The 13,222-nt window shown below is 67.0% G+C and carries 11 protein-coding genes and 3 pseudogenes; 7 read left to right on the top strand and 7 right to left on the bottom strand.

Going from position 1 to position 13,222, the window contains the following annotated elements; all coding sequences use genetic code 11:
• Nucleotides 1-150 precede the first annotated feature (150 nt).
• Nucleotides 151-618: a peptide-methionine (R)-S-oxide reductase MsrB gene (gene msrB, locus D6860_RS16180; protein ID WP_017466859.1), complete on the top strand. Its 468-nt coding sequence runs from the start codon at nt 151-153 to the stop codon at nt 616-618.
• A gap of 264 nt (nt 619-882) precedes the next feature.
• Here msrB and D6860_RS16175 read toward each other — a convergent pair whose 3' ends face one another.
• Nucleotides 883-1,512: a J domain-containing protein gene (locus tag D6860_RS16175; RefSeq protein WP_076625170.1), complete on the bottom strand. Its 630-nt coding sequence runs from the start codon at nt 1,510-1,512 to the stop codon at nt 883-885.
• Nucleotides 1,513-1,586: 74 nt separating this feature from the next.
• Between D6860_RS16175 and D6860_RS16170 the strand changes: the two are divergent.
• Together D6860_RS16170 and D6860_RS25900 are read left to right on the top strand one after the other, a co-directional pair.
• A pseudogene (locus D6860_RS16170) lies at nt 1,587-1,774 on the top strand (BolA family protein); the annotation flags it as partial.
• Between the two features lies 1 nt (nt 1,775).
• Nucleotides 1,776-1,838, top strand: a pseudogene (locus D6860_RS25900) (BolA family transcriptional regulator); the annotation flags it as partial.
• Nucleotides 1,839-1,906: 68 nt separating this feature from the next.
• Here D6860_RS25900 and D6860_RS16165 read toward each other — a convergent pair.
• The 4 genes from D6860_RS16165 to D6860_RS16155 form a co-directional block, all read right to left on the bottom strand.
• A complete protein-coding gene (locus tag D6860_RS16165; protein ID WP_017466862.1) occupies nt 1,907-2,395 on the bottom strand; it encodes a DUF4177 domain-containing protein in 489 nt (162 codons plus the stop codon).
• A 283-nt stretch (nt 2,396-2,678) separates the two neighbouring features.
• Nucleotides 2,679-3,869 (bottom strand): acetate/propionate family kinase, encoded by a 1,191-nt coding sequence (locus D6860_RS16160; RefSeq protein ID WP_076625169.1) that lies wholly within the window; start codon nt 3,867-3,869, stop codon nt 2,679-2,681.
• A 216-nt stretch (nt 3,870-4,085) separates the two neighbouring features.
• Complete coding sequence (locus D6860_RS25310) at nt 4,086-4,250, bottom strand: hypothetical protein (protein WP_017466864.1); 165 nt, start codon at nt 4,248-4,250, stop codon at nt 4,086-4,088.
• A gap of 15 nt (nt 4,251-4,265) precedes the next feature.
• Nucleotides 4,266-5,621, bottom strand: coding sequence for an ammonium transporter (locus D6860_RS16155; protein WP_017466865.1), 1,356 nt, complete (start codon nt 5,619-5,621; stop codon nt 4,266-4,268).
• A gap of 327 nt (nt 5,622-5,948) precedes the next feature.
• Between D6860_RS16155 and D6860_RS16150 the strand changes: the two genes are divergently transcribed.
• On the top strand, nt 5,949-7,418 hold the full coding sequence (locus D6860_RS16150) for a glutamine synthetase family protein (RefSeq protein ID WP_076625168.1): 1,470 nt from the start codon (nt 5,949-5,951) through the stop codon (nt 7,416-7,418).
• Complete coding sequence (locus tag D6860_RS16145; RefSeq protein ID WP_076625167.1) at nt 7,415-8,617, top strand: cytochrome P450; 1,203 nt, start codon at nt 7,415-7,417, stop codon at nt 8,615-8,617. Before D6860_RS16150 ends, D6860_RS16145 begins: the two co-directional genes overlap by 4 nt.
• A gap of 135 nt (nt 8,618-8,752) precedes the next feature.
• On the opposite strand, the gene D6860_RS16140 is transcribed toward D6860_RS16145, so the two are convergent.
• Nucleotides 8,753-10,294 carry a GMC family oxidoreductase gene (locus D6860_RS16140; RefSeq protein WP_076625166.1) on the bottom strand — a complete coding sequence of 514 codons (1,542 nt, stop codon included), beginning with the start codon at nt 10,292-10,294 and terminating at the stop codon, nt 8,753-8,755.
• A complete protein-coding gene (locus D6860_RS16135; RefSeq protein WP_076625486.1) occupies nt 10,291-11,298 on the bottom strand; it encodes an alpha/beta fold hydrolase in 1,008 nt (335 codons plus the stop codon). The genes D6860_RS16140 and D6860_RS16135 overlap by 4 nt, the downstream gene beginning before the upstream one ends.
• A gap of 227 nt (nt 11,299-11,525) precedes the next feature.
• Here D6860_RS16135 and D6860_RS16130 point away from each other — a divergent pair, with 227 nt between their 5' ends.
• Both D6860_RS16130 and D6860_RS16125 read left to right on the top strand, forming a co-directional pair.
• Entirely contained in the window at nt 11,526-12,875 is a 1,350-nt protein-coding gene (locus D6860_RS16130) for an NAD(P)-binding domain-containing protein (RefSeq protein WP_076625165.1), read from the top strand.
• A 3-nt stretch (nt 12,876-12,878) separates the two neighbouring features.
• Nucleotides 12,879-13,222 (top strand): annotated as a pseudogene (locus tag D6860_RS16125) (urea carboxylase-associated family protein); the annotation flags it as partial.

Genomic DNA, 13,222 nt, shown 5'->3' with positions numbered 1-13,222 from the left:
CTTCCGCCTATTCCCGTCCGTGCAGGAAGGGCGCCGCGCGAGGGTCCCCGTGTCCCCCATGTCGGGGCTCTCGCGCAGATGTGCAGCGTCCCCGGGTTGCCGCAGGCAGCGCGGGGACGCAGTGTTTCGGGGGTAATGGAGGACAGACAGATGACGAGACGAGGATTCCTGGCCACCACCGCGGCGGCCCTGGGGCTTGGCGCCTCGCAAGGGGGCGCTGCCGAAAGTTTCGAGGTGTCGCGCAGCGAGGCCGAGTGGCGCGCCATGCTGAGCGATCTCGAGTACCGGGTGATGCGCGAGGAGGCGACCGAGCGGGCCTATACCTCGCCGCTCAACGACGAGAACCGGGCGGGGCGTTTCCTGTGCAAGGGCTGCGAGCTTCCGCTCTACGCCTCGGAGACGAAGTTCGACAGCGGCACGGGCTGGCCATCGTTCTACGAGGCGCTGCCGAACGCGGTGGAGACCAAGCCGGACCGGTCGCTGTTCATGGTCCGCACCGAGTGCCACTGTCGTCGCTGCGGATCGCATCTCGGGCACATCTTCGACGACGGGCCGCCGCCCACGGGCAAGCGTCATTGCATCAACGGCGTGTCGCTGACGTTCCGAGCGGCGGGCTGAAGGCTTGCTGGCAAGGGCAGTGCCGGCGCGTGGGGCCTGTGCACCCAGGGGATGTGGTGCACAGGCCCGGACGGTCCGTGAGTGTCCGGCGTGGCAGGGAGGGCCGACGCTGGCTGGCGCCCGTGAGCGCCATACCTCTTGGTAGCACAACCTATGAGGGAGCGTCCATCGGGAAGATCGTGTTGAGCGCATTTCCGCGCAGAATGCTCGCTGTCTGCCCGAAATCCGGTCACAGGTTCCGGTCTGCCCGGTGCGCCCTCGGCCTCACTTGAAGTTGCGGCTGTCCTTCAGCTGATCCCAGGCCCAGACGACTTCCTGCAGCTGTTCTTCCTGGCTGCGGTCGCCGCCGTTCATGTCCGGGTGCAGCACCTTGATCAGCGCCTTGTAGGCCTTGCGAACCTCCGCCTTCGACGCGCTGTCCTTGACCTCGAGGATTTCGATGGCGCGCTTCTCGGTGGGCGGCAGGCGGCGGCCGGCACTGTTCTGCCCGTTGCGGCCCGGGTTGCGGGTGGCATTGTCGCCGAGCACCTGGTGGGCGTCCTCGATACCGAGGCGGGCCCAGGCGCGGGCCTCGGGGTCGCGCCAGTCCTTGGTGCGGCGCTCCCAGACCTTGTCGGCGCTGGCCTGCGCGTTCATCTCGGCCTCGGTCTTGCCGTCGAAGAAGCTCCACCGCGCGTTGTACTCGCGCACGTGGTCCTTGCAGAACCAGTAGAAGTCATCGAGCACGTCGGGCGCCTTGGGCGCGCGGAACTTGCCCGGCTGATCGCAACCTTCGTGTTCGCAGATACGGGTGGAGGTCTCCTGTTCGCCGGTCATGCCGCGACGACCGCGCGGGTTCTTCTTCTTCGAAGACTTCACCGACATATCGAAACCGAAGGGGTCAGGTCTGCTCATGGTCTCACCTTTTCGACTCGGACGAGGGAGTTTAGACAATCCGTGGTCATATTGAAGAGGGCAGGAGGTGAATAATGTCACGCTCGGCGGAAATCGAGGCACGACTGCGCGAGGCATTCGCGCCATCGGAGCTTGATGTGCGAAACGACAGCGACCGGCATCTGGGACATGCCGGACACGATGGAAGCGGCGAGAGCCACTTCCACGTCAGGATGCGCGCGGAGGGTCTCTCAGGGCTGAGCCGTGTAGCACGGCACCGGGCNAAGGCGCTGGGCCCTGAACTGACGGCGGAAATCCACGCGCTTTCGCTCGATCTCGACGCTTAGAGACTCGCGCGCGGGGGCGTCCGGGGCGGGCCACGAAATGCCCGCCCGCCGCCCATCCCAGGGGCCGCTCAGTTCGCGTCAGACCCTTCGCGATGGCGCGGACGGTCGGACGGGTCGTCGTCCGGGTCCTGCTCATCGTCCTGCGCATCATCGGGTGGTTCCGGCAGCGCATCGTGCTCGGTCGTCTCGTCCGTGGTCGTCGCCTGTGCAGTGTCGTCTTCGGCCGCCGGCGCGGCCGTGGCGCCGGCGAGTTCGGCGGCGGAGGCAAGGCGGCGGCCTTCGAGGTCGGCATCCGGCGTATCGGGTGCGGTCTCGGCCATCGTCTCCTGCACGCGGCGGAAGACCAGCAGGTTGCGCCAGACGGTCTGGCTCGAGGCGATGCCGCTGCGTTCTTCGCTGGGGAGGGTTTCGGCCCGCTGGTATTCCCAGCCCTCGGCGGCCATCTCGTTCATGAGACGCTCGATCGCGAAGGCGAAACGGCCCTCGGCCCCCTTCACGCCGCGCGATTTCTCGCCTTTCACCGGGGCAGGGACGACCTTGTATTCGTAACGAGTCATGCGGGACCTTTTCTGTTGCGGCGCCGCATCCTAGCAGCGCGGCGCGATGCCGTCACCCCGGCGTGAAAAACCGGGAGGCAGGTCACGGCCCACCCCCCGGCGTCTTTTGAAAATGTCGTAGCAGCTAAGACAGTCGGTATGTTTTTGGCCATCCCCCGATCTATCCTGAAGGCGGCGCCGAGCATCTCACGGACCCGGTAAGATTACGGTAACATTTTGGTGCACTTTTCGCGAGTCATGGATTCCTTACGTTAGGGCAGTTGAATGTGTTCAATCGGTCGGGTCAGGATTGTGCGCAAAGGAATTTTCGTGCCGCGCGGGCAATCACGAGCTCTTCGTTGGTCGGCACGACCATGACGCGGGCGCGGCTCATATCCGTGGAAATGACCGTGTCGCCCGCCGCGTTGCGTTCGCGGTCGAGTTCCAGCCCGATCCAGCCCATGCCCTCGCAGACGCGCTCGCGGATCAGGCGCGAGTTCTCGCCGATGCCGCCGCAGAACACGAGCGCGTCGAGCCCGCCGAGTGCTGCCGCAAGGCCGCCCAGCTCGCGGCGGATGCGGAAGACGAAATAGTCGATGGCCTCGTTCGCCTCGACCGTGCCGGCAGCTTCGAGCGCGCGCATGTCGTGGCTCAGCCCCGACAGGCCCAGAAGCCCCGATTTCGAATAGAAGAGCTGGCGCACCTCGTCGATGCTCATGCCCTCCTGCTGCACGAGGTAGAAGATCACACCCGGGTCGATCTGGCCGGTGCGGGTGCCCATCGGCAGCCCGTCGAGCGCTGTGAACCCCATGGTCGAGGCGACCGAGCGACCGCCGATCATGCCGCACATCGACGCGCCGTTGCCAAGGTGCGCCACGATCACGCGGCCCTCGTGGATCAGCGGTGCGATGCGCTTCAGCTCGCCCGAGATGTAGTCGTAGCTGAGTCCGTGGAAGCCGTAGCGGCGCACGCCCTTGTCGTAGTATTCGCGGGGCAGGGCGAAGATGTCGTTCACCCTGGGATGGCTGCGGTGAAACGCTGTGTCGAAACAGGCCACCTGCAGCGCCTCGGGAAAGGCCTCCATCGCCGCGTCGATGCCGGCGAGGTTGTGCGGCTGGTGGATCGGCGCGAAGGGCGAGAGCCGGCGCAGTTCCTCCATCACGCCGGGGGTCAGCACGACCGGCTCGGCAAGGCCGGGGCCGCCGTGCACGACCCGGTGGCCCACGGCGCTCGCGCGGGCATCGGGGAATTGCGCGCGCAGAAGGTCCAGCGCGGTCGTCAGTGCCGACCGGTGGTCGGCGGCATCGGTCGCGGCGAGGTCGCGGCTCACCGGTGTCCGACCGGGGCCGAAATGGACCTTGAGGCGGGGTGCCTTGCCGATGTTCTCGATCAGCCCCATGGCCATCTCGACCGGCGCTGCGGCGATGTCGTAGAGCCCGAACTTCAGCGACGAGCTGCCGGCATTGAGGGTGAGGGCGACGGGTGTGGTGCTCATGGTCTCGCTCGTGTGGTTGCCTGCGCGTCGGGGCTCGCGGGTGACTGTCTGCGCTGCGCGGGAGAGGCGCAACCGGTGCGACCGCCTGGCCGCTCAGATCACAGCCGAAGGGGATCCGCCTTGCGACAGGTCAAGCCCCGGGCCATGCAATCCGGCCATGGAAAAGGGGGCGAGCCTCGCGGCCCGCCCCCTCTCGTATCACCAGACCAAGGGACGTCAGTGATTGTTGTAGGCGTGCTTCTCGTGCACGGCGGCGATGATGATGGTGCCGAAGGTGATCGCGAAGGCGAGCAGCAGGAAAAGCATCATCACGGCGGGCTTGTCGGCGAAGGTGAAATACGCCTCCACGCCATCCCAGCTTTCGATCGGAGAGGTGTTCATGTCGTCTGTCCTTTCTTATTCGGCAGGAGTGCCGGCGGCCGCGGGGGTCGCAACGTTGACCGGGGCCGGGGTGTAGCTTTCGGGGTAGGCCGAGACCGGCACCTTGACGATGTCGAGACCCTTTTCCTGGATGTGATCCGGCACCCGCAGCAGCCCGAAGACCTTGAGGATGTAGGAGGCGACGAAGCCGGGCACGAAGCCGAGCACCGCCATGGTCGCCGCGCCGACGATCTGGCCCCAGAGCGAGACCGGCGGCATGCCGTTCACGTTCGGGTAGCCGCTGGCGAAGATGCCGCAGGCGACGACGCCGATCAGGCCACCGATGCCGTGTACCGGAAACGCGCCGACCGCGTCGTCGATGCCCATCTTCTCGAGCCAGACGGCGACCATCGGAACCACGAAGCCGCCGAAGGTGCCGAGCACGAAGGCCACCGGCGGGTAGTAGACGTCGAGGCCCGAGGCCGCGGCGAAGATGCCGATCAGCGCGCCGGACATCATCCAGAACGGATCTCGGGTCTTGACCCACGCGCCGATGATGCCGCCTGCCATGCCCATCAGGGTGTTGAAGGCAAAGGCCGACAGCGTCGCGGGCTGGCCGTAGATGTTGATCCACTGCTCGCCGGGCATGTAGATGATGCAGCCGCCGAGGAAGCCGAAGAAGCCCACGATGATGAGCATCAGGCCGGTGATCGTGAAGGGCACGTTGTGCGCGAAGATGGCGTTCGCGCTGCCGTCCTCGTTGAACTTGCCCACGCGCGGGCCGAGGTTGATCAGCACGCCCAGCGCGAAGAAGCCCGCGACCATGTGCACGACGCCGGCGGCGCCCACGTCATGGTAGCCGAACTTGACGGTGAGCCAGCCGCTCGGGTGCCAGCCCCATGCACCGCCGAGGATCCACACCACCGAGCCCAGCAGGATTGCGAGGATCAGGAAGCCGGCGGTCTGGATGCGCTCGATCACGGCGCCCGAGAAGATCGAGGCGGTGGTCGCGGCGAACAGCGTGAAGGCCGCCCAGAAGATGCCGGTGGCGTTGTCGGCGAGGTTCGGGCCCATCGACATGTCCCACGGCAGGCCGGCGGCGCCGTCGGCGGCCGGGATCAGGCCGTTGTAGAAGGCAAGGTAGATGTACCAGCCGAAGAAGTAGAAGGTCGGCACCATGAAGGCGAAGGCGAGGATGTTCTTGATCCCCGAGGCGAGCACGTTCTTCACCCGGCTCGCGCCCATCTCGTAGGCGAGGAAGCCGGCGTGGATGGCGATCATCAGCGCCGTGCACCACCAGTAGAAGATTTCCGAATTGATCGTGCCGGACATACCGGAGCTGCTCTCCAGAGCAGCCAACCGCTCTGTCAGCGCGGCGAGTTCCTGTTCCATCGTTCATATCCCCATTGCGGATGTTCGTTATTGGGGAGACGCGGGGCCTCCTGACCCTAGGAGTGAATAAAGTTTCCTCACGGCAAAACGCGGCGCCCCGGTGGCTCCGGGCGAAGCCTTGTTTTGTTCGTTCGAAGGCGACTTTGCCTCCTTGATGTATTCAAATTGGGCGAGATGTGAACGCGGCCTGCCGCTTCCGCGGGCTTTTCCACCCTTGGGAATAAAAATTTCCCCTCAGTAATAGCTTTTTCTGGACAGACGGTGAGTCGCTGGGGCTGTCTTTGGTCAGAAAAAGACCGAACAGACAGCCAGCAGGGACGCATATACATGGATATCGAAAGCTTCGTCGAAGAGACGGGACGCGACGAGAAGATCAAGGCGGTGCGCGAGAAGATCGACGCGCTGGGCATCGAGTATCTCTACCTCCAGTTCGTGTCGGTGACCGGCAAGATCATGGGCAAGGGCATTCCCGCCGACCACTGGGAGAGCGTCGCGAAGAAGGGCTTCCAGCTGGTCTACGGCGCCACGGTGAACCTGTTCACCAACCGCGCCGGAGACTATCTCGGCTACGGTCCCGAGGCCGCCGAGCTGGTCGGCATCCCCGAGCCCGAGACCTTCATGCAGCTGCCCTGGGCGCCCGAGATCGGCCGCATGTATTGCACGCTGTTCCGCAACCGCGAGGAAAAGGTCGACCCGGGGGCGTTCCTGACGGCCGACTGCCGCGGCAACCTGCGCCGGATGCACAAGGCGTTCCAGGAAAAGCACGGGCTGCAGCTGCGCATGGGCACCGAGCCCGAGATGATGTGGTTGAAGTACGACGAGAACGGCAAGCCCACCGACGGCATGTCGAAGCCCTACTGCTACCACATCGACCAGTTCGAGAGCCTGCGCCCGGTGTCGATGCAGGTGATCCGCTACGCCCGCAAGATGGGGCTCGACATGATCCAGGGCGACCACGAGGACGCGCCCGGCCAGCTCGAGCTGAACTGGACCTTCGACGACGTGCTGCGCAACGCCGACCGCCTGACCACCTATCGCCAGCTCTGCGCGCAGGTGGCGCGCGAGAACGGCATCTTCGCCTGCTTCATGACCAAGCCCTTCATGGGCGTCTCGGCCTCGGGCTGTCACCACAACATGTCGCTGTGGACCGCCGGCGAGGACGTGTTCAAGCGCACCGGCAACGATCCCGACGCGCTGCCGGGGATGGCAGAGAACTACATGTACGTCTCGGGCGGCGACAACACCTTCATGCCCGATACCGACGATCCGCAGATGCCCGGCAAGACCGGCCTCAAGGCCATCGGCGGCGTGGTGCAGCACCTGCAGGCGCTGACCGCGATCGGCGCCTCGACGGTCAACTCCTACCGCCGGCTTTGGGACACCGGCTTCTGGGCGCCGGTGTTCTCGGACTGGGGCTTCCAGAACCGCACCACCGGCCTGCGCGTCTCGGCGCCGGGGCGGTTCGAATATCGGTCCGTGGACAGCATGGTGAACCCCTATCTCATGGGCTCGGCGCTGCTCGCGGCGATGGACGACGGGCTGGACAACAACCTCGACCCGGGTGCACCGGAAGAGCGCAACATCTACGACGCCATGGCGCAGGGCAAGAAGGTCAAGAAACTGCCGATGAGCCTTGGCGAGGCGCTGGTGCATCTCGAGAACGACGAGGTCGTGCAACGCGGGCTTCCGGGCGAGATGTATCGGCTCTACCATGAGTACAAGTCGGACGAATGGGCCCGCTTCATGTCCACCGTCACCGACTGGGACAAGGATACCTACATGGAGTGCCTGCCATGAGCCTCGAGGCGCAGTTTCCCGACGCCCCCTTTCTCGACGTGGCGAACCCCGCGTTCTCGCTCCGGTCCGAGCCGGTGCGGGAGGCGCGGGCGCAAAGCTGGTACGCCCGCACGCCCTACGGGCTCGCGGTGCTGCGCCACAAGGAGATGGGCGAGCTTCTCACCCACAAGTCGCTGATCCAGGGCAGCCACGCCTGGCCGGCGCTCAACGGCGTGACCAGCGGCACCTTCGCGGACTGGTGGAACAGCTCGATCCTCGTCACCGAGGGCGACGACCACTGGCGCCTGCGGCGGCTGGTGAACCCGGCGTTCTCGCCGAAGGTGGTCAAGGCGCTGATGCCCGAGTTCGAACGTATTGCCAATGACCTGGCGGACGGCTTCATCGAGAGCGGCAGCTGCGATTTCATGGCCGAGTTCGCCGACCCCTACGCGGCGCGGGTGCTCTGCCTGCTGCTCGGCCTGCCGGAGACCGAGGCGCCCTTCATCCTGCGCACCTCGGCCACCATGGGGTTGGCGCTGGGCGTCAATTTTCCCGACCTCGTGGACGAGATCGAGGCGGCGACGGTCGAGCTTGGCGACTATATCTCGGAGGTGCTGAAGGCGCGCGAGACCGATCCCGGCGACGACATCCTGTCGACGCTGGTGCAGGTCCGCGCCGAGGGCGACCGGCTGAGCCACGACGAGCTGTGGAACATCGCGCTGATGCTGGCCTTCGCCGGCGTCGACACGACGCGCAACCAGCTCGGGCTCGGCATGTCGATGTTCGCGGCGCACCCGGAGCAATGGGAGACGCTGGCGGCGGACCCGTCGCTCGACATGGCGGCGGCGACCGAGGTCATGCGGATGCGCCCGACGATCACATGGGTGTCGCGCGAGGCGACGGAGGATTTCGAATACGGAGGCGTGACGATCCCGCAGGGGACCGTGCTGCATCTCTACTCCGAGAGCGCCGGCACCGACCCGCAGGTGATGGGCGAGGCGCCCTTCGACATCACCGCGAAGCGCGCGCGCAACTACGGCTTCGGTGGCGGCATCCATCACTGCCTCGGCAATCTCGTGGCGCGCAACGACATGGCAGTGGCCTACCGGGTGCTCTCGGCGCGGATGGGCCCGCCGGTCGTGGGCGAGGGCGCGACCTGGCTCGCCGACAGCGGCAACACCGGGCCGATCTCGCTGCCGATCACCTTCGCGCCGCGCTGACGAGAGGCGGCGTGCGGGGCGCGGGCCTTGCGGTGGCGCCCCTGCTGCGACCGTCGGGCCCGGTGGGGCGGGCAGGACCGGGGCGCTGCCCCGGACCCCGAGGTATTTTCAAAGAGAAGAAGGGGCGGGCGGTGGCTAGAGGGCTGCGGCGATGCGCTCTGCGCCCAGCGCGCCGATGAGGATGGCGGGGGCGTTGGTGTTGCCGCCGACGATCCTCGGCATCACGCTGGCGTCGGCCACCGAGAGCCCCGAGACGCCGTGCACGCCCATGGTTTCCGGGTCGACGACCGCGAGCGCGTCGGTGCCCATCTTCGCGGTGCCGACCGGGTGGTAGATCGAATCCGCCGTCGCACGGACGACCGCGTCGAGCGCTGCATCCGTCGTGACCGAGGGGCCGGGGCGCAGCTCCTCGCCGGCGAAGCGGGCGATGGCGGGCTGGCGGCAGAGTTCGCGCAGCATCTTCAGCCCGTCGCGCAGGGCGATGCGGTCGGTTTCGGATGCGAGGAAGTTCGGGTCGATCAGCGGCGCCTGTCGCGGGTCGTTCGAGGCGATGGTCAGCCGGCCGCGGCTCTCCGGCCGGAGCTGGGTCACGTCGATGGCAAAACCGTGGCCGCGGTCTTCGGCGGTCGCGCCGTCGAAGGCCAGCGCGTTGATGAAATGCAGCTGCGTGTCGGGCGGGCCGTCGCCGCCGCCGAGACGGATGAAGGCGCCGGCCTCGAGCCCCTGCTGCTGGCCCACACCCTGCCGGGTGAAGAGCCACTGCGCGCCGACGGCGAGGTTGTTGGGAAATTTCGCGTGGTCCCAGAGCGACAGCGGCTCGGTCATGCGGTGCTTCACCTTCACCTCGAGGTGGTCGTGCAGGTTCTCGCCCACCCCCGGCAGGTCGACGCGCGACCGGATGCCGAGCGGGCGCAGCAGGTCGGCGGGCCCGATCCCGGCGTGCAGCAGCAGGTGCGGCGTGCCGATGGCTCCGGCGCATAGCACCACGTGGCCGGCGGACAGCAGCTCTTCGCCCGAGGCGGTCATCACCCGCAGCCCGTCGATCCGGGCGCCGCTGCCGGTGAGCCCGAGGACCTGCACGCCGGTCCGCACCTCGAGGTTGGCGCGCCGCTTCGCGCGCCCGAGCCAGGCCGCCGCCGCGCTGTGCCGCGTGCCGTCCTTCACGTTGACCCGGAACAGGCCGAAGCCCTCGGACTGGCCCTCGACCGCCTGGTGCACCGGGTAGCCCATCTGGCCGCCCGCCTCGACGAAGCCGTCGTAGGAGGGGCCGCTTTCGGGCAGGGCGGGCGCCATCACGCGGGTCACCTCGTCGAGCGCCGGCTTGACCAAGGACCATCCCCAGCCGGTGCAGCCCTGCGCCTCCCAGTGGTCGTAGTCCGAGGCGTGGCCGGTCACCCAGACCATCGCGTTGATCGCCGAGGAGCCGCCCAGCACCCGGCCGCGCGGCACGTAGAGCCGGCGGTTGTCCATGTGACGCTGCGGCACCGTCTGGAAATGCCAGTTGAATCGAGGCGAGGCGATGGCCTTGGCCACGCCTGCCGGCATCGCGATGAACGGGTGGCGGTCCGGCGGCCCGGCCTCGACCAGCAGCACGCGGCAGGCGGGATCGCGCGACAGCCGCTCGGCCACGGCGCAGCCCGCGCTGCCGGCGCCGACGACGATGACGTCCCGGCTCATGCGAGAAGCTCCCTGAGCGCGGTATCGATGAACGCGGTGTCGGCCGGGTTGCGGCCGCCGCCGGCGTAATGGCCCCAGATGCTGTCGATCACCCGCAGCTCGGCATTGTGCATCCCCGCGACCTCGGCGGCATTGTCCTCGGGCGGGAAATAGAAGTCGGTGCGGCAGGGCATGACGATGGAGCGCGCGGTGATCGCGCCCAGTGCCGCCGCCCGGTCGCCGTTGTAGAGCGGGTTCGCCGAGATGTCGCAGGCCTGCCACGTCGCGATCAGCGACAGCATGTCGTTGGCATCGAGCCCGTAGTACATTGCGTCCCAGGTGTTCTTGAGGTAATCCTCGACGGTCTGGAAGCCCATGTCGCGCCAGATCTCCTGCCGGAACCATTCCTGCGAGAGGACCCAGCCGGCCCAGACCCGGCCCTTGGCGGTCAGGCCGCGCCACGGCTGTTCGCTGTAGCGGCCCTGCTTCCATTCCGGATCGGTGATGAGCGCGTGTTTCACCCCTTCGAGGAAGACGTAGGTATGCGGTGCGGTGATCGCCTGCCCGCAGAAACAGGCCATGGCGGCGACACGGTCGGGGAAGAGCGCGGCCCAGTGAAACGCCTGCTGCCCGCCCATCGACCAGCCGCAGGCGAGCCGCACCGTCTCGACGCCGAAGACCTCGCGCAGCAGCCGCTCCTGCAGCATGACGTTGTCATACTGGGTGATGGCAGGGAAATCGGGTCCCGCAAGCGGGATCGGCGTGTTCGACGGCGAGGACGACACGCCGTTGCCCAGCATGTTCGGCACGACGATGAAGTATTTCCCGGGATCGAGCGCCATGCCCGGCCCGATGAGAAAGTCGTTGTCGGCATGGTTGCCGCCGTATCGGGTGGGATAGACGATCACGTTGTCCCTGGCGGCGTTGAGCGTGCCATGCGTGGCATAGGCGAGCCGCGCGTTCGTCAGCGTGATGCCGCATTGCAGGGCGACGTTGCCCGCCTCGAACACCTCGTATGGGGTCATCTCCGCGCTCATGCCGGCGCCCCCGTCCGCGTGGCGCGAACCTTGCCCTGCCTGCCTGCCATCATGCCACCGTCTCCCTGTTCCGCGCCGCTGCCTGCTCATTGTGCAGCCGATCATGTCAGGCCTGCAAATTCCCATCGCTCGGATCGGGCGGCAAGAATATTTATTGCGCCACAGTGAATATTTGTGACCATCAGGAAAAAGTTGCACACAGGGAGTTCAGGGACATGAGGATTTGCATCATCGGTGCCGGGCCGTCGGGCCTCGCACAGCTTCGGGCCTTTCAGTCCGCCAGCGAGAAGGGCGCGGCGATTCCCGAGATCGTCTGCTACGAGAAGCAGCCCGACTGGGGCGGTCTCTGGCGCTACGACTGGCGCACCGGTGTCGACGAATACGGCAACCCGGTGCATGGTTCGATGTATCGCTACCTGTGGTCCAACGGCCCCAAGGAGGGGCTGGAGTTCGCCGACTACTCCTTCGACGCGCATTTCGGGAAGGCCATCGCCAGCTACCCGCCGCGCGCGGTGCTCTTTGACTACATCGAGGGGCGGGTGAAGAAGGCCGGCGTGCGCGACTGGATCCGCTTCTCGACGGTGGTGCGCGATGTCTCCTACGACGAGACCACCGGGCTCTTCACCGTTACCGCCCGCGACTGCGAGGCCGATACCGAGAGCTTTGAGACCTTCGACCACGTCATCGTGGCCTCGGGGCATTTCAGCTTTCCGAACGTGCCCTATTATCCGGGCTTCGAGGGCTTCAACGGCCGTATCCTGCACGCCCATGATTTCCGCGACGCGCGCGAGTTCGAGGGCAAGGACATCCTCATCCTCGGCACCTCCTACTCGGCCGAGGACATCGGGTCGCAGTGCTGGAAATACGGCGCCAGGTCGATCACCGTGGCGCATCGCACCGCGCCGATGGGCTACGACTGGCCCGACAACTGGCGCGAGGTGCCGGCGCTCGAATCCGTCGAGGGCAAGACCGCGCATTTCAAGGACGGCAGCAGGAAGACCGTCGACGCGATCATCCTGTGCACCGGCTACAAGCACCACTTCCCGTTCCTGCCCGACGACCTGCGGCTGAAGACCGCCAACCGGCTCGCGGCCACCGACCTCTACAAGGGCGTGGTGTGGGTGAAGAACCCAAAGCTCTTCTACCTCGGGATGCAGGACCAGTGGTTCACCTTCAACATGTTCGACGCGCAGGCGTGGTGGGTGCGTGACTGCATCTTGGGGCGCATCGCGCTGCCGGATGCGGCTACAATGGAGGCCGACTGGCAGCAGCGGCAGGCCGACGAGGACGCCATCGAGGATGACCACGGCGCCATCGTCTACCAGGGCGACTACGTGAAGGAGCTGATCGCCGAGACCGACTATCCGAGCTTCGACGTCGAGGGAGCGAACCAGGCGTTCTTCGAGTGGAAGAAGCACAAGAAGAAGGCGATCATGTCGTTCCGCGACAACGGCTATGTCTCACCGATCACCGGTACCATCGCGCCGCCGCACCACACCCCGTGGCGGCACGCGATGGACGACAGCCTCGAGGCCTACCTGCAGACCTCGGAAGCGGCCGAGTAGCGCATGGGCCTTCCCTTCGAGACGCGCGCGCCGCGGCGGGGCGTGCTGACCCCCGGTCTTGCGCTGCCGCCGGGCGTCGAGCGTCACCCTGTGCCGGGTGGCGGTTCGCGCGCGGTCGAGATCCGCGCCGGCGACGAGATCACCGTGACCGACCGCGAAGGCGGGCAGCTGGCCGAGATCGTGGCGTTCACGCCTTCGGGCGCGGGCGACGCGGGGCTGATCGGCGCAGTGGCCAGCGGCGCGCCCGAGGGGCTGCTTGCGACGCTGCGTGACTCGGTCTCGGGGCGCGGCGTGGCGCGGGCGCTGGCGGCGGCGGGCTTTGACCTCGGTGCGGCGCGGGCGGTGCG

Source organism: Salipiger sp. D13 (assembly GCF_003703915.1).
Classification (GTDB): domain Bacteria; phylum Pseudomonadota; class Alphaproteobacteria; order Rhodobacterales; family Rhodobacteraceae; genus Salipiger; species Salipiger profundus.
The sequence above is the reverse complement of the archived record's forward strand: the minus strand, read 5'-3'. Positions and strand labels throughout refer to the sequence as shown.

Excerpts from the sequence above, each read along its gene's own strand:
- D6860_RS16165 (WP_017466862.1), bottom strand. The coding sequence starts at position 2,395 with ATGACTCGTTACGAATACAAGGTCGTCCCTGCCCCGGTGAAAGGCGAG.
- D6860_RS25310 (WP_017466864.1), bottom strand. The coding sequence starts at position 4,250 with ATGAACACCTCTCCGATCGAAAGCTGGGATGGCGTGGAGGCGTATTTC.
- D6860_RS16130 (WP_076625165.1), top strand. The coding sequence starts at position 11,526 with ATGAGGATTTGCATCATCGGTGCCGGGCCGTCGGGCCTCGCACAGCTT.
- D6860_RS16145 (WP_076625167.1), top strand. The coding sequence starts at position 7,415 with ATGAGCCTCGAGGCGCAGTTTCCCGACGCCCCCTTTCTCGACGTGGCG.
- msrB (WP_017466859.1), top strand. The coding sequence starts at position 151 with ATGACGAGACGAGGATTCCTGGCCACCACCGCGGCGGCCCTGGGGCTT.
- D6860_RS16160 (WP_076625169.1), bottom strand. The coding sequence starts at position 3,869 with ATGAGCACCACACCCGTCGCCCTCACCCTCAATGCCGGCAGCTCGTCG.
- D6860_RS16135 (WP_076625486.1), bottom strand. The coding sequence starts at position 11,298 with ATGACCCCATACGAGGTGTTCGAGGCGGGCAACGTCGCCCTGCAATGC.
- D6860_RS16140 (WP_076625166.1), bottom strand. The coding sequence starts at position 10,294 with ATGAGCCGGGACGTCATCGTCGTCGGCGCCGGCAGCGCGGGCTGCGCC.
- D6860_RS16150 (WP_076625168.1), top strand. The coding sequence starts at position 5,949 with ATGGATATCGAAAGCTTCGTCGAAGAGACGGGACGCGACGAGAAGATC.
- D6860_RS16175 (WP_076625170.1), bottom strand. The coding sequence starts at position 1,512 with ATGAGCAGACCTGACCCCTTCGGTTTCGATATGTCGGTGAAGTCTTCG.
- D6860_RS16155 (WP_017466865.1), bottom strand. The coding sequence starts at position 5,621 with ATGGAACAGGAACTCGCCGCGCTGACAGAGCGGTTGGCTGCTCTGGAG.